The sequence below is a fragment of the Rhodobacteraceae bacterium S2214 genome, from assembly GCA_025141675.1.
GTDB lineage: Bacteria > Pseudomonadota > Alphaproteobacteria > Rhodobacterales > Rhodobacteraceae > Yoonia.
Genome location: CP081161.1, coordinates 1,906,477 through 1,921,844 on the forward strand (window position 1 = coordinate 1,906,477; position 15,368 = coordinate 1,921,844).

The following is a 15,368-nucleotide window of genomic DNA, read 5'->3' on the forward strand; positions in this document are numbered from 1 at the left end:
TATGACGTCAGGTCACTAGAGGTCCCCGAGAAATTAGTTTAACGTCAAACTAATTTCACTCTGGAGGAGATTCCAATGGCCGCACAGACGTTTGACTTGATTGTAATTGGTGCAGGACCGGGCGGTTATGTTGCCGCGATCCGGGGCGCACAGCTTGGCATGAAAGTCGCCATCGTTGAGCGTGAAAACCTCGGGGGCATCTGCCTCAACTGGGGCTGTATCCCGACGAAGGCCATGTTGCGGTCCTCGGAAGTCTTCCATCTGATGCATCGCGCTAAGGAATTCGGCCTGAAGGCGACGGGCGTCGATTACGATCTGGATGCTGTGGTCAAACGGTCGCGGAAGGTGGCGGGGCAGTTGTCCGGCGGCGTTGCGCACCTGATGAAGAAGAACAAGGTGACTGTCTTTATGGGCGAAGCAACCGTGCCCGCGAAAGGCAAAGTGTCCGTCAAAACCGATAAAGGCACTGAAGACCTCACCGCGAAGAACATCGTGTTGGCGACTGGCGCTCGCGCCCGCGAATTGCCCGGCCTTGAAGCGGACGGTGATTTGGTCTGGACATACCGCCACGCGTTAACGCCGCCACGCATGCCGAAAAAGCTACTCGTGATCGGGTCCGGTGCGATCGGGATTGAATTCGCCAGCTTCTATAACACGCTTGGCACCGACACGACCGTGGTCGAAGTGATGGACCGCGTACTGCCCGTCGAAGACGCTGAAATCTCGGCCTTCGCGAAAAAGCAATTCGTCAAACAAGGCATGAAAATCATGGAGAAATCCATGGTCAAACAGCTTGATCGCGGCAAAGGCAAGGTCACCGCGCATATCGAAGCCAACGGAAAAGTCGAAAAGATCGAATTCGACACAGTCATCTCTGCGGTTGGGATCGTCGGTAACGTTGAAAACCTTGGTCTCGAAGAACTGGGCGTCAAAATTGACCGCACCCATGTCGTTACAGACGAATTCTGCCGGACTGGTGTTGAAGGGCTTTATGCCATCGGCGATATCGCTGGCGCGCCATGGTTGGCGCACAAGGCATCCCACGAAGGTGTCATGGTCGCCGACCTGATCGCTGGCAAGCACGCACATCCGGTCAAGCCAGAATCCATTGCGGGCTGCACCTATTGCCATCCGCAGGTCGCATCTGTCGGGTACACCGAAGCCAAGGCGAAAGAGCTGGGCTTTGATGTAAAAGTCGGGCGTTTCCCATTCATTGGCAACGGCAAAGCGATCGCTTTGGGCGAACCAGAAGGCATGATCAAAACCGTCTTTGACGCGAAGACTGGCGAACTTTTGGGCGCGCACATGGTTGGCGCTGAAGTGACGGAACTGATCCAAGGCTATGTCGTTGGACGCCAGTTGGAAACAACCGAGGAAGACCTGATGAACACCGTCTTCCCACATCCAACGCTGTCAGAAATGATGCACGAAAGCGTTCTAGACGCCTACGACCGCGTCATTCACATGTAGGTTTCACGGCTCAAAACTGTCTAAATGAAAGGCCCCGCAAACACGCGTTTGCAGGGCCTTTTTGTTATCTATTTGTGCGGTCGGTCAAATTCCTCGATGCTAGTCCACTCAAAGGGCAGGCGTTTTGCGGTCCCTGTTCAAACGGATCGCACCCTTAGAACTTAATCTTGCGCTAGTGTGACGAGCCCAAAGATCTCATCAGAACCACCATCGGGATCCCCAATGTTTCCAGACACTTCGGCCACAGCGATTTCGCCATTCGTGCCGCCAAAGGCGCCATCAATCAGCGCGTTGAAGCTGTATGTTTCGTCTTCAAGCGACACATCTCCGAACAGTGTGCCGTCAAATGTCACGCCGTCACCTCCATCGCGGATCGTCGTGTCCACCGGCACGCTCCCGATCACGGTCAGCGTATCTCCATCTTCGGATACACCCGCGATATTGCTATAGGTGCCGTCAAACGTCAGTGCGTCAAAGTTGGCAACCAAGGCCAAATCGCCCGCTAGGTACGTTTCTTGGTCTTCAACTTGAAAGCCCAATGTGCCGGTGTAATCTGCGCTGCCGGTCGGCAGTGTTGAGGTTACATCGTAGTCTTCGTTAAATTCTTCAAATTCGTTCACCAGATCCGATACAAGAGACGGAAGGTCAGCAAGGTCTTCGTCTTTTGGCAACTCAATATCGTCAAGCACACCGGAAGAAATCTGGAATTCGTCTGCAATGTCTTCGATCGCTTCGTCGACAGTCGTGCCCCCACAGGCTGCAAGTGCAAAAAGGGCTGCGCCTGCTGATATTGTAGAGAATTTATTCATAATACTTCATCCTTAATGGTCATTTCGGCACAAATAGCCGATGAGAACGCGACGACCGCCGTAATCCGGCATGATAATGGGTCAGTGAGCGTATGAGCTTAATTACACTCGAAAAGCTGCTCGAATCGCATCTTTAGCTTACAAAAAATTTGGTGCCTGTCATCTTTGATGTGAAAAAAAGTAAGAGGCGACACCGTGTTAGTGCGCGCCTCTCGTTTTCGTAAAGCCAAAGTTGACTGTATCGACCGTCTATTCGATACGAAGTGGAATTGACGCGATTACCTTGCGATCTTGGCCGATGAAGTACTTGATCAAGTAATCACCCGGTGCGTCCGGCGTTGCGACTGCCACAGGGTTTCCGCTGTTAGTGTAGGCATAGGTTTCCCATTGTCCGCCGCCAGTCGCATCGGCTTTTCCGATCCCGATGTAGTCGTCAGAATAATCAGGACCATCCCAACCCACGATGATTTCGGACGCTGCCGCGGCAGTGCCTTCGGCAATCAACTGGGCTTTTACATCCGTGATTGTGATCGGCGTTGATGCCAGCATTGTCCGGTCCTGTTGCGCAAAATAGCGAATGACGTAGTCACCAGCTTCTGCTGGCACCAAAAGCATCGCGGGGTTGCCGTCGTGGGTGTAGGCATAGTTTTCCCACTGGCCAGCACCCGTCGCGTCGGCTTTACCGATCCCGATATAATCGTCCTCATAGTCAGGGCCTTGCCATTGGACCGCTATCGTCGATCCCATCGGTGCATCAGACGGGGCGGTCACATCAGCTTCGATCTTAGTCAGGGTGATGTTTGTGCTGGCGAGGATTGTGCGATCTTGGCTCAAAAAGTAGCTGATCACATAATCACCGGGTTCCGCAGGGGCCAACAAAGTGCCGCTACTATTCGCACGCACGTAGGTGTAGTTTTCCCATTGGCTTGCACCCGTGGCACCGACTTTGCCAATCCCGATGTAGTCGTCATCGTAGCCCGGTCCGCTCCATGAAACCGAAAGGGTGGATCCCGCAATTGCTTCGGCCGGTGCGGTGACAGATGCGCCCGCTGCCGTGACGGTGATGGGGGTGGACACAAGCGGCACTCGATCTTGATTGACGAAATAGGTGATTACATAGTCACCCGGTTCCGATGGAATAGTCACGGTCGCGGGATCGCCGTCGCGGGTATAAGCATAGTTTTCCCAAGCACTTGCACCCGTCGCGTCGACTTTGCCGATACCAATATAATCATCGTCGTAGTCGGGTCCGGTCCACATAACCTGAATGTCCGATCCGGCGATTGCCTCGGCTGGGGCTGATACGCTGGCGACAACATCCGTGACCGTGATCGGCGTCGTGGCAATAATGGTGCGGTCTTGACTAATGAAGTAGCTGATTTCGTAGTCGCCAGGTGTCGGCGGAACACGCAAAGTCGCAGGTTCGCCGTCACGGGTGTAGGCATAGTTTTCCCAGGCACTTGCGCCATCCGCGCCGACCCTTCCAATTCCGATGTAGTCGTCGTCGTAGTCTGGCCCGACCCATCCCACAGGGATATCTGATCCTGCGATCGCATCTGTGGGGGCTGTCACTGTGACCTCAATTGGTGTCAGTGTGATTGGCATGATGCCCAAGACGTCGCGCGTGCCGCCTTGGAAATACGCGATTTGATAATCACCAGCAGCAGGCGGCATCAGCAGCGACACCGGATTTCCGTCGCGGGTGTAGGCGTAGTTTTGCCACGCGGCTGCCCCGTCTGCACCGACCTTACCGATGCCGATGTAATCGTCTTCACCGTCTGGACCGTCCCAACCGACCATGATTGTAGACCCCAGCGGGGCCATTTCAGGGCCCGTCAGTTGTGCTTTTTCAATAGGGACCGGGAACACCACAGTGGTCGTCTGGGCGTCGGACACCAGATCAACCATCTCCACAACTTCGGTTTCGTTCTGAACCCAATAGGCGGACACTTTGTATTTTCCACCAACAAGATCAGTGACATAAGGATTGCCCGGTTCGCTTTCAAATGCGCCATCAACGCTCCACAAAATCTGATCGTCGATCAGAGGCCCATTTTCGTCCCCCAGACGCGCTTCCATCGTCAGCAAGGTCACAATCGGTTCCGGTTCTTGCACGACCGCGGTCAACGCCGCACCAAGTTCCAATGCATTTTCAGCCGTCAGAAAATCACCACCGGTCTCTGCCGCGATGCATTGCATTTGGGCCAACGCGTCAGGGTCTGACCCCACATCGAAACCGACCACGTGGGCCGTGAAATCAATACCTGCTTCTTCCAGCAGGCGGGCGGCGGCGCATGGGTCAGGGTTACAGGTCTCGACGCCGTCAGACACGAGGATCACAGTCGCGCTGTCTTCGGTATAGCGCAGCGCTTCAGCTGCCGCGATAATCGCGTCGGTCATGGGCGTTTTGCCCAGCGGTTTGATCCCGCGCACGGCGTCCACAATCGCAGGACCGGTGCCAGCGGCAGGGGCAACGACCGTTTCAATGTCAGTGCAATCACCACGGGCGCGGTGGCCATAGACTGTTAGACCAAGACCCTGATCCGACGGGATCGTGCCGATTAATTCGGCAACAACATCTTGGGCGATTGTGATTTTGGCGGTGCCGTCAATCTGGCCCCACATCGAACCGGAGCCGTCCATCACGAGAATAGTATTCGGGTTGTCTTGGGCCGTAGCGGTGCCTGTCAGCAGCAAACCACAGGCGAGAGGTGCGAAAATGCGCATCGTTTGTCTCCTAAAAATGGTTAAGCCTATCCAAACACGGCGAAGCGAGTCGTTTCCAGTGTTGAATCGCCTCGGTCGGGAAACCCTGACCCTGTTAAGTTTTCAGAAGGGTGCGTTATTTTCTTCCTAATGTTCCGCAAATGTTCTAAATGTGGGCTGGCGAAAACGATCAACGTGACTATGTAGTAGGGCTGCGGACCTTAGGGTGCCATAATTGGGGGCGTGCCGAGATGGCTGAGCTAAAGAATATTGAAGTACGCGGCGCACGCGAACACAATCTCAAAAGCATCGACGTGGACATTCCGCGCGATCAGCTGGTGGTGATCACGGGGCTTTCCGGCTCTGGTAAATCATCTCTGGCCTTCGATACGATCTATGCCGAAGGGCAGCGTCGTTACGTTGAATCGCTGTCGGCTTACGCCCGCCAATTCCTTGATATGATGGAAAAACCGGACGTCGATCACATCTCTGGCTTGTCGCCTGCGATTTCGATTGAACAGAAAACGACGTCCAAAAACCCGCGTTCAACCGTCGGGACAATCACGGAAATTTACGACTACCTGCGCCTGTTGTACGCACGGGCAGGGACGCCGTATTCCCCTGCGACCGGCCTGCCGATTGAAGCGCAGCAAGTGCAGGACATGGTCGACCGCGTCATGGCGCTGCCGGAAGGCACGCGTGGCTATTTATTGGCACCGATCATTCGGGACCGCAAAGGCGAATACCGCAAAGAATTTCTCGAATTGCGCAAGCAGGGTTTCCAGCGGGTTAAAGTCGACGGCGAATTTTACGAACTCGACGAACCACCAACCCTCGACAAGAAATTCCGCCATGACATCGACGTGGTCGTTGACCGGATCGTTGTGCGCGAAGGTTTGGAAACACGGCTGGCGGATTCATTCCGCACCGCTCTGGACTTGGCCGACGGCATTACTGTGCTGGAAACGGCCCCAACCGAAGGCGACGCGGAGCGGTTCACATTCTCTGAAAACTTCGCCTGTCCTGTGTCTGGTTTCACGATCCCCGAAATTGAACCACGGCTGTTTTCATTCAACGCGCCTTTTGGTGCATGCCCATCCTGTGACGGACTGGGTGTCGAATTGTTCTTCGACGAAGGACTGGTAGTCCCGGACGTCACTTTGAAAATTGCGGACGGCGCTTTGGCCCCTTGGCGAAAAGGCAAAAGCCCTTACTTCCTACAAACCATCGAAGCCTTAGCAAAGCATTACGGTTTTAATAAAAACGCGCGTTGGAAAGACTTGGATCCTAAGGTCCAAGAGGTATTCCTGCGCGGATCAGGCAAAGAAGAAATCCAGTTCCGCTACGACGAAGGCGGACGGGTTTACAGCGTCAAACGTGTGTTTGAAGGGGTGATCCCGAACATGCAGCGACGTTATCGCGAAACAGACAGCAACTGGATTCGTGAAGAATTCGAACAATATCAAAACAATAGACCCTGCGGTACATGCGGCGGATACCGTCTGCGCGAAGAAGCATTGGCCGTGCGCATCGGCGACGAACACGTCGGTAAAGTCGTGCAATTGTCGATCAAAGAAGCGTACGATTGGTGCCAATCGGTCCCAGAAAAGCTGACTGCGCAAAAGAACGAAATCGCAAAGGCGATCCTGAAAGAAATCCGCGAACGGCTTGGGTTCTTGAACAACGTCGGCCTTGATTACCTGTCGCTGTCGCGCAATTCCGGCACGTTGTCGGGCGGGGAAAGCCAACGGATCAGACTAGCATCGCAAATCGGATCGGGTCTGACAGGCGTGCTTTACGTGCTTGATGAACCGTCGATTGGTCTGCACCAGCGCGACAATGACCGCTTGCTGACAACGCTGAAAAACCTGCGTGATCAAGGCAATACCGTGATCGTCGTCGAACACGATGAAGAAGCGATCCGTGAAGCTGATTACGTGTTTGACATCGGTCCTGGGGCGGGTGTGCACGGCGGTCAGGTTGTGTCCGAAGGCGTGCCAGCGGCCATCATGGCGGACCCGAAATCTATTACGGGTCAATACCTTACAGGTGCGCGAGAGATCGCAGTGCCGAAAAAACGGCGTAAGGGCAACGGCAAGAAGCTGACCGTCGTGAAGGCGACTGGTAACAACCTGCAAAACGTCACGGCAGACTTCCCCTTGGGACAATTCGTCTGCGTGACTGGCGTGTCCGGTGGTGGGAAATCGACGCTGACGATCGAAACACTGTTTAAGAACGCCGCGCAAAAACTGAATGGCGCGCGCAAAGCGCCTGCACCCTGCGAGACGATCAAAGGGTTCGAACACCTGGATAAGGTGATCGACATCGACCAACGGCCAATCGGGCGGACGCCACGGTCCAACCCTGCAACTTACACGGGTGCTTTCACGCCGATCCGCGACTGGTTCGCTGGCCTACCTGAATCGAAAGCACGGGGCTACAAACCGGGCCGTTTTTCCTTCAATGTCAAAGGCGGGCGCTGCGAAGCTTGCCAAGGTGATGGTGTCATTAAGATCGAAATGCACTTCCTGCCCGACGTCTATGTGGAATGCGAAACCTGCAAAGGGGCCCGCTACAACCGCGAAACGCTGGAGATCAAATTCAAGGGCAAAAGCATCGCTGATGTGCTTGATATGACAGTAGAAGATGCGCAAACCTTCTTCACGGCCGTCCCGTCCATTCGCGAAAAAATGGATGCGTTGATGCGGGTTGGTCTTGGCTATATCAAGGTCGGCCAACAGGCGACAACGCTATCTGGTGGTGAGGCGCAACGCGTTAAGTTGTCAAAAGAACTGGCGCGGCGATCAACGGGCCGCACGCTCTATATCTTAGACGAACCGACAACGGGTCTGCATTTCGAAGACGTCCGTAAGCTACTCGAGGTGCTGCACGAACTTGTGGATCAAGGTAACTCTGTGGTTGTAATCGAACATAACCTCGACGTCGTGAAGACTGCTGATCACATCATCGACATCGGGCCAGAAGGCGGTGACGGCGGCGGTCGGATTGTGGCAAAAGGAACGCCAGAGAAGGTCGCGAAAGTCGAAGAAAGCCATACGGGTCGCTACCTCAAGGACATGTTGGCGCCGAAACCGAAAACGGTGGCCGCCGAATAGGACACGACGAATGATCAAATATGCAGCCCTTGTCATCGCAGTCGCGACACCGCTTCATGCGCAGGAGAAAACGTTCGATTTCAAAGGGATCACAAACATCGAAGTCCGTAACGGGATTACGGTGAATGTGACGCAAGGCGACGAAATCAGTATCACAGGCAGCGCGGCTTCGGGCGACGTTGAACAGTTTCACCTTCGGAAGTTCGGGCCGTGGCTGGCCGTGAACCGGCATACGCGCTGGTTCATTTTTCCGTACGGGCGTCAGGATGATCTCGTGTTGAACGTCACGCTGCCGGATGTGCGCGCGCTAAAGGCATATGACGACTCCCAGATCAACGCGGGAACCTTCAGCGGCGAACGGATCCGTGCCGAGGCATTGGAAGGTGGGACGGTTACTCTAGGTGGATTTAACTATACGGAAACAAGCCTTTACGCGACCGAGAACGGTACAATCCAGATCAACGGCGTCTGCGAAACGCTAGAGGCAGAAGCGATCATTGGCGCAACCATCGACGCATCCGCGTTGGATTGCGCAATCGGCACGGTTGATGCGCAATCGAAGGCCGTTATCAGCATTCCGGACACATTAGAAATCGTCGCGGCGCTGCCCGAAACAGAGTAGGGCGCGCCGCTTAGACCAAAGTTAACCCGCGTTACGCCCGCGGTCAGCAAAACGCGGCAGCATCGCGGAAAAGTCGCGACCAGCGCCGTCTTCGTCTTCAACAAACCGCTGATACAGCGCCATTGCGGCTTCACCCATCGGCGTATCCGCGTCTGCGGCTTCGGCGGCCATCTGCGACAAACGCAAATCTTTCAGCATCAAATCGGCAGCAAAACCCGGTGTGTAATCGTTGTCAGCAGGGCTTTGAGGGCCAACACCGGGGGCAGGGCAGTAGGCGTTCATGCTCCATGAATAGCCGGACGATGTGCTGACGACGTCAAACATCGCTTGCCGATCAAGGCCAAGTTTATCAGCTAGCACAAAGGCTTCACAGGTTGCGATCATCGTGACGCCAAGGATCATGTTGTTGCAAATTTTCGCGGCCTGACCGTTGCCGGCAGGGCCGCAATGCACGGCTTTCTGACCCATGATTTCGAACAACGGCGACACGGTTGCAAAGCCCGCTTCGGTTCCGCCCGCCATAAACGTCAGCGTCCCGCCAGCAGCGCCGCCAATTCCGCCAGACACTGGCGCGTCGACTGCGGTTAGGCCAGCGGTTTCGGCCATTTCTGCGACGGCACGCGCGCTGGCGACGTCAACAGTTGAACAATCCAGATGCACGGCACCTGCCTTCATCGCCGGATGAATATCTGCGGCCACGGCACGCAAAATATCACCGTTTGGCAGCATCGTTATCACCACATCTGCGCCTTCGACGGCAGCCGCAGCAGTGCCCGCCATGGTCAAACCGTCCGGCTTCGCCATTGTGTCGAAACCCACCACATCGTGGCCAGCCGAGGCGAGGTTAGCGGCCATTGGCGCGCCCATGTTACCCAGTCCGATAAATCCGATTTTCATTCTTTAATCCTCCCAGATCAATGCGTTGTCGCCCAAGGGGGCTGTCATGCGTGCGATATCCGCTGCCGGTACGCTGGTGACGTTACTATGTTGCCAAACAGGCGCCCTGTCGCGATCAATGATCGCGGCCCGGATACCTTCGATAAAATCACCGTATTGCGCGGACCGGAACGTATAGCGAAATTCGTGGTCCAATGCTGTTTCGATGGTTGGTGCGTCACGAACCGCGCGGATCATCCGAAGCGTGACCTGCAACGCGAGCGGTGCATTTCGGTCCATCTTCTTCGCGGCGGCTAGAATGACGTCATCCGTGCTGGATGATACGGTAGTAAAAACACCGTCTTGGCCAAACACACCGTCGATAATAGGCTGCGCTTTTTGTAACGAGCCACTTGGCAAACCCTGCGCAATGTCCGCAATTTTTGCCACGTCACCTGTCTCGCAGAGTTGTACTTTTAGAACATCCCATTGGTCTTCCGGCACAAATACGTCGGCAAAACCTACATAAATCGCATCTGCGGCATCCATGCGGGTGCCTGTCAGCCCAAGGTATTCGCCGATATGTCCTGGGGCTGTAGCAAGGATCAACGACCCGCCGACGTCGGGCACAAGTCCAATCGTGACTTCGGGCATCGCGACCTGCGATGTCTCTCCGACGATGCGGTGTGAACCGTGGCATCCAACGCCAACGCCACCACCCATCGTGAAGCCTTGAAGGAAGCTAACAACAGGTTTGGCATAATGGAAAATCTTGCGGTTCAGCCGGTATTCATCGCGCCAAAACCGTTGTCCGTAGGAGAAGTCGCCAGCCTTACCAGTGGCGTACATCTCGGCGATATCACCGCCGGAACAAAAGGCTTTGTCGCCTGCAGCGTCGATGACGACGATCTGTATGGCATCGTCATCGCGCCACGCGTCCAAAGCCGCTTCGATCCCCAACACCATGTCCCAAGTCAGTGCATTCAGTGCCTTGGGACGGTTCAGCGTGATCCGCCCCGCAACGCCATCAATGCGAACAATCAGATCGCTCATTTCGTCAGCACATGGCGGGCGGTCAGTACGCGCATGATCTCGTTTGTGCCTTCCAGAATTTGATGGACGCGCAGGTCACGCACGATTTTCTCGATGCCATAGTCAGCCAAATAGCCATAGCCGCCGTGCAATTGTAGACATTGATCCGCGACGCGGCTGCCAACTTCGGTGACGTGCTTTTTCGCCATCGCGCAAAACGCTGACGCATCCGGCGTTTTGTTGTCCAATTTCCACGCAGCTTGGCGCAGGAAAACACGAGCGGCTTGCATCTCGATTTCCATATCCGCGAGCCGGAATTGTAGCCCTTGGAACTGGTTGATGGATTTGCCGAATGCCTTGCGTTCGCCCATATACGCGACCGTTTGGTCAAGAGCTGATTGCGCAGCACCCAATGAACAGGCGGCAATGTTTAACCGTCCGCCGTCCAAGCCCATCATCGCATATGTGAAACCTTTTCCGGTTTCACCAAGCAGATCACCCTTGGTAATGTTGCAATTGTCCAACTGGACTTGGCGGGTCGGCTGTGACCGCCAGCCCATTTTGTCTTCAAGACCGCCAAACGAAAGCCCCTCAGCGCCCTCGGGCACATAGAACGCGCTGATGCCCTTCGGACCATCATCGCCGGTACGGGCCATCACGATGTAGCCATCCGAATAACCGCCGCCTGATATGAATGCCTTGGTCCCCGTCAGGGCATATCCATTGCCGGTTTCAACGGCCTTTGTTTTCAGTGCCGCCGCGTCCGACCCTGATCCCGGCTCGGTTAGGCAATAGGACAGGACGGTCTCCATCGTCAGGGCGCGTGGCAGCAGGTCTGCCTTCATCGCGTCTGATCCGAAGTTGTCGATCATCCGTGCGCACATGTTGTGAATGGACAGGAACGCGGCGGCAGAGGCGCAGGATTGTGAAAGTGCTTCGAAAACCAACGTGGCATCCAAGCGCGACAGACCCGAACCGCCGCTGTCCTCGGACACGTACAATCCGCCAAAGCCAAGCTCTGCGATTGCGGTCCATAGCTCTTTGGGGATCGTGCCGTCTGCTTCCCACTGGCGGGCAAAAGGCGCGATATGCTCTGCGCCAAAGGCCTGCGCCATGTCAAAAATAGCGGTTTGTTCTTCGGTTAAAGCAAAGTCCATATGCATCCCTCCCAGAATTGAACAAGTGTTCAATACCTAAAGTGACGCGAAGCCCGCGCGTTGTCAAAATGAAAAAGCGCGGAGCCAAATTTTTTGCGTTGAAGACTAGTTCGTGATCGTAATTGACCCACGCATATTGCCGTGCGGACGGCAGCGGTAGTTGAACGATCCGGCAGCACCAAAGGTCAGCGCGGCGGATTGGCCTGTGGACAGCAGCCCCGTGTCAAAGGCGTTATTCGCGGATTCCCATGCGCTGTGGGCTGCACGATCTTCGTTCACCCACGTCACGGTGTCGCCCGCTTTGATCGTCAGGTTCGCTGGCGAAAAGGCCATGTTTTTGATTGTGACAACGTGGTTTGTCGCAGCTTGTGCCATCTTTGCAGCCACAGGAACGGCAGCGGCGGTCGCAGCAAGACGAAGTACATTACGGCGTGTAAAAAGTGTCATGAGTTATATCCTCTGTTGAACGTATAAGGGCAGCCACGGAAAGGCTGCCCTAAAAGTTTCACAAAAGATAAAGAAAAATTATTCGCGGACTTATTCCATGACAGGAATAGAGAATTCGCCGCCTTCTTTGATCCCCGACGGCCAACGCGATGTGACGGTCTTGGTGCGTGTGTAGAACTTGAACGCGTCTGGGCCGTGCTGGTTCAGGTCACCAAAGACGGATTTCTTCCAGCCACCGAACGTGTGGTAGGCCAATGGCACGGGGATTGGCACGTTGATGCCGACCATGCCGATGTTGATCCGGTTGGCAAAGTCGCGGGCCGTGTCGCCGTCCCGCGTAAAGATCGCGGTGCCGTTGCCGTATTCATGGTCAATGGCCATGTCGATGGCTTCTTCGTAGGTTTGTGCGCGCACACATGACAGAACCGGACCAAAGATTTCCTTCTTATAGATGTCCATATCTGTCGTGACGCGGTCAAACAGATGTGGCCCAACAAAGAACCCGTCTTCGTAGCCTTGCAGGTTAAAGTTCCGGCCATCCACGACCAGCTCTGCGCCTTGTGCCACACCGGATTCGACCAACCCAAGGATGTTGGCTTTGGCCGCAGCAGTCACAACAGGACCGTAGTCCACGTCAGTGCCTGCTGTGTATGGGCCGACTTTCAGTTTTTCGATCCGTGGGACCAGCTTTTCGATCAGCTTATCGGCTGTTTCTTCGCCCACTGGGACCGCAACCGAAATCGCCATGCAACGTTCACCAGCCGCACCGTAGCCCGCACCGATCAGCGCATCAGCCGCTTGGTCCATGTCCGCATCCGGCATGATGATCATGTGGTTTTTCGCACCACCGAAACACTGTACGCGCTTGCCGTTGGAACAGCCACGACCGTAGATGTATTCGGCAATCGGGGTGGAGCCGACAAAACCGATCGACTGGATCACGTCGTGATCAAGGATGGCGTCAACGGCTTCTTTGTCACCATTCACGACCTGCATGATACCTTTTGGAAGACCAGCTTCTTCAAGCAGTTCAGCCAGCATCAATGGCACGGATGGATCGCGTTCGGATGGCTTCAGGATAAAGGCGTTGCCGCACACGATCGCAGGCGCACACATCCAAAGTGGGATCATCGCGGGAAAGTTGAACGGCGTAATGCCAGCCGTCACACCAAGCGGCTGTTTCATGGAATACATATCAATCCCAGGGCCCGCGCTGTCGGTGTAATCACCTTTCAGCATTTCAGGGGCACCGATGCAGTATTCAACAACCTCAAGGCCGCGCTGCACGTCGCCTGCGGCGTCTGGCAATGTCTTGCCGTGCTCGCGGGACAGGGCTTCGGCCAGTTTGTCCATGTTGTCGTTCAGAAGGGACACGAATTTCATCATCACACGTGCGCGACGCTGCGGGTTCGTGGCGGCCCATGCAGGCTGCGCCGCTTGGGCGACTTCAACAGCGCGTGCCAGCTCTTCCGGGCTAGCCAGCGGCACTTTCGCCTGAACTTCGCCTGTGGCTGGGTTGAATACGTCAGCGAAACGGCCGGACGTGCCTTTGACATGTTCGCCGCCGATGTAGTGGGTCAATTCTTGCATGGAAATCTCCTCCTGATTTCTTGCAGTCTAGCCTTGCGGAAATGCATGTAAAAGCGTCAATATGCCAAAATCATTTTGCAAAAATGTATGGGTGTATGGTGCAGAACTGGGATGATCTAAGGGTATTCTTGGCAGTCGCGCGGGCGGCGGGCCTGTCAGGCGCAGCGCCTGTTTTAAAGATGGATCCGGCAACCGTTGGACGGCGTGTCGCGCGATTGGAATTGGCTGTGGGCGCACCCTTGTTTGTGAAATCGCCGCAAGGTTATGCGCTGACAGACCTTGGTCAGCGGATGCGTGACAGAGCCACAGAAGCGGAAGAAGCGTTAGCCTTAGCGCTGGATGAAGGGCAGGGCGGGACGCGCGGCCTGACAGGGCAGATCAGGATAGGATCGCCAGATGGTGTTGCGAATTACGTGCTGCCGCAGGTCGTCGCCAAGATACAAGCGGAGAACCCCGGTCTAGAGGTGCAGATACTCGCCTTGCCGCGCGTCGTGAACCTATCGCAACGCGAGGCCGATATGGCCGTCACGGTCAGCCCGCCCGCCGCACAGCGTCTGACGGTTGAACCGATCACCGATTACAAACTGCATCTCGCCCAGCGGGCCGACGCAGCACAGATCTCGGAATTGTCCGATCTGACGGGACGGCGGATCGTTGGGTACATTCCGGATATGATTTTCGACAAGGAACTCGACTACTTAGGTGAAATAGGCACGCGGTCTGTGGCGATGGCGTCGAATTCCGTTGCGGTCCAAGTACAGATGTTGCGCCACGGTGGTGTCGGTTTCGTCCATGATTTTGCGCTTCATGCGGCCCCCGAACTGCGGCGGGTCCTGACGGATCAGGTCAGTTTGCGCCGCACGCTGTATCTGGTCCGCCACCGATCTGACCGCCAATCAGAGCGCCTGTCGCGCTTTGCAGAAGCCCTGAGTGCGGGCATGTCAGCCGAAGTAACCCGCCTAGAGGCGGCTGTAGACTTGACAGGATAGCCGCATGTGCGCGACGCTAAACTTACGGAATACAAGCGGAGGGCGAAATCATGTTGGTCAGTAAGATATTGGAAACAAAGCCGGAAGGCGGCGTGATATCGGTGAAACCTGATGTGACCGTCGGTGATGCTGCCAAAGTTCTGTCTCAAAAGAAGATTGGTACGCTGGTTGTGTCTTCTGATGGTGCTGCCCTCGATGGTATCTTGTCAGAACGCGACATCGTGCGTGCCTTGGGCGCAAACGGAACCGGCTGTTTGACGGAAAACGTCAGTGAATTGATGACCGCCAAGATCATCACATGTTCGCCTACAGACCAAGCCGATACCGTTCTCGGCAAGATGACCGAAGGACGGTTCCGGCACATGCCTGTCATGGATGGTAACAAGATGATCGGGTTGATCTCGATCGGCGACGTTGTCAAAGCGCGTCTCGCGGAACTGTCGATGGAGAAGGACGCGCTGCAGGGCATGATCATGGGTCACTAGAAGACCTGTCGTTTGATCTGTGTTTTTCGGTTGCAATCCACCGCGCAATAATGTTGCGTGCGGCCAAGA

The 15,368-nt window shown here is 55.4% G+C and carries 12 protein-coding genes; 5 read left to right on the forward strand and 7 right to left on the reverse strand.

Annotation, left to right across the window (positions count from 1 at the left end):
* Nucleotides 1-75: 75 nt before the first annotated feature.
* Nucleotides 76-1,470: a dihydrolipoyl dehydrogenase gene (gene lpdA / locus K3729_09550; protein ID UWQ97734.1), complete on the forward strand. Its 1,395-nt coding sequence runs from the start codon at nucleotides 76-78 to the stop codon at nucleotides 1,468-1,470.
* A 161-nt stretch (nucleotides 1,471-1,631) separates the two neighbouring features.
* Here lpdA and K3729_09555 read toward each other — a convergent pair whose 3' ends face one another.
* Nucleotides 1,632-2,279 (reverse strand): hypothetical protein, encoded by a 648-nt coding sequence (locus K3729_09555; protein UWQ97735.1) that lies wholly within the window; start codon nucleotides 2,277-2,279, stop codon nucleotides 1,632-1,634.
* Between the two features lie 249 nt (nucleotides 2,280-2,528).
* Nucleotides 2,529-5,006, reverse strand: a complete 2,478-nt coding sequence (locus K3729_09560; protein ID UWQ97736.1) for a VWA domain-containing protein — start codon at nucleotides 5,004-5,006, stop codon at nucleotides 2,529-2,531.
* Nucleotides 5,007-5,236: 230 nt separating this feature from the next.
* Here K3729_09560 and uvrA point away from each other — a divergent pair, with 230 nt between their 5' ends.
* A complete protein-coding gene (gene uvrA, locus K3729_09565; GenBank protein ID UWQ97737.1) occupies nucleotides 5,237-8,101 on the forward strand; it encodes an excinuclease ABC subunit UvrA in 2,865 nt (954 codons plus the stop codon).
* Nucleotides 8,102-8,111: 10 nt separating this feature from the next.
* On the forward strand, nucleotides 8,112-8,723 hold the full coding sequence (locus tag K3729_09570) for a DUF2807 domain-containing protein (GenBank protein ID UWQ97738.1): 612 nt from the start codon (nucleotides 8,112-8,114) through the stop codon (nucleotides 8,721-8,723).
* A 21-nt stretch (nucleotides 8,724-8,744) separates the two neighbouring features.
* Here the strand turns inward: K3729_09570 and mmsB are convergent, their stop codons facing one another.
* The 5 genes from mmsB to K3729_09595 form a co-directional block, all read right to left on the reverse strand.
* Complete coding sequence (gene mmsB / locus K3729_09575) at nucleotides 8,745-9,620, reverse strand: 3-hydroxyisobutyrate dehydrogenase (GenBank protein ID UWQ97739.1); 876 nt, start codon at nucleotides 9,618-9,620, stop codon at nucleotides 8,745-8,747.
* 3 nt (nucleotides 9,621-9,623) lie between these two features.
* Entirely contained in the window at nucleotides 9,624-10,652 is a 1,029-nt protein-coding gene (locus tag K3729_09580) for an enoyl-CoA hydratase/isomerase family protein (GenBank protein ID UWQ97740.1), read from the reverse strand.
* Nucleotides 10,649-11,788 carry an acyl-CoA dehydrogenase family protein gene (locus K3729_09585; GenBank protein UWQ97741.1) on the reverse strand — a complete coding sequence of 380 codons (1,140 nt, stop codon included), beginning with the start codon at nucleotides 11,786-11,788 and terminating at the stop codon, nucleotides 10,649-10,651. Before K3729_09585 ends, K3729_09580 begins: the two co-directional genes overlap by 4 nt.
* A 105-nt stretch (nucleotides 11,789-11,893) precedes the next feature.
* Nucleotides 11,894-12,235 (reverse strand): cupredoxin family copper-binding protein, encoded by a 342-nt coding sequence (locus tag K3729_09590; GenBank protein ID UWQ97742.1) that lies wholly within the window; start codon nucleotides 12,233-12,235, stop codon nucleotides 11,894-11,896.
* A 90-nt stretch (nucleotides 12,236-12,325) separates the two neighbouring features.
* Nucleotides 12,326-13,825 carry a CoA-acylating methylmalonate-semialdehyde dehydrogenase gene (locus K3729_09595; protein UWQ97743.1) on the reverse strand — a complete coding sequence of 500 codons (1,500 nt, stop codon included), beginning with the start codon at nucleotides 13,823-13,825 and terminating at the stop codon, nucleotides 12,326-12,328.
* 95 nt (nucleotides 13,826-13,920) lie between these two features.
* Between K3729_09595 and K3729_09600 the strand changes: the two genes are divergently transcribed.
* Together K3729_09600 and K3729_09605 are read left to right on the forward strand one after the other, a co-directional pair.
* Nucleotides 13,921-14,814, forward strand: a complete 894-nt coding sequence (locus tag K3729_09600; protein ID UWQ97744.1) for a LysR family transcriptional regulator — start codon at nucleotides 13,921-13,923, stop codon at nucleotides 14,812-14,814.
* A 50-nt stretch (nucleotides 14,815-14,864) separates the two neighbouring features.
* Nucleotides 14,865-15,299, forward strand: a complete 435-nt coding sequence (locus tag K3729_09605) for a CBS domain-containing protein (protein ID UWQ97745.1) — start codon at nucleotides 14,865-14,867, stop codon at nucleotides 15,297-15,299.
* Nucleotides 15,300-15,368: the final 69 nt, after the last annotated feature.

Coding starts and splice junctions, on each gene's coding strand:
- lpdA (UWQ97734.1), top strand. CDS start 76: ATGGCCGCACAGACGTTTGACTTGATTGTAATTGGTGCAGGACCGGGC.
- K3729_09555 (UWQ97735.1), bottom strand. CDS start 2,279: ATGAATAAATTCTCTACAATATCAGCAGGCGCAGCCCTTTTTGCACTT.
- K3729_09560 (UWQ97736.1), bottom strand. CDS start 5,006: ATGCGCATTTTCGCACCTCTCGCCTGTGGTTTGCTGCTGACAGGCACC.
- uvrA (UWQ97737.1), top strand. CDS start 5,237: ATGGCTGAGCTAAAGAATATTGAAGTACGCGGCGCACGCGAACACAAT.
- K3729_09570 (UWQ97738.1), top strand. CDS start 8,112: ATGATCAAATATGCAGCCCTTGTCATCGCAGTCGCGACACCGCTTCAT.
- mmsB (UWQ97739.1), bottom strand. CDS start 9,620: ATGAAAATCGGATTTATCGGACTGGGTAACATGGGCGCGCCAATGGCC.
- K3729_09580 (UWQ97740.1), bottom strand. CDS start 10,652: ATGAGCGATCTGATTGTTCGCATTGATGGCGTTGCGGGGCGGATCACG.
- K3729_09585 (UWQ97741.1), bottom strand. CDS start 11,788: ATGGACTTTGCTTTAACCGAAGAACAAACCGCTATTTTTGACATGGCG.
- K3729_09590 (UWQ97742.1), bottom strand. CDS start 12,235: ATGACACTTTTTACACGCCGTAATGTACTTCGTCTTGCTGCGACCGCC.
- K3729_09595 (UWQ97743.1), bottom strand. CDS start 13,825: ATGCAAGAATTGACCCACTACATCGGCGGCGAACATGTCAAAGGCACG.
- K3729_09600 (UWQ97744.1), top strand. CDS start 13,921: ATGGTGCAGAACTGGGATGATCTAAGGGTATTCTTGGCAGTCGCGCGG.
- K3729_09605 (UWQ97745.1), top strand. CDS start 14,865: ATGTTGGTCAGTAAGATATTGGAAACAAAGCCGGAAGGCGGCGTGATA.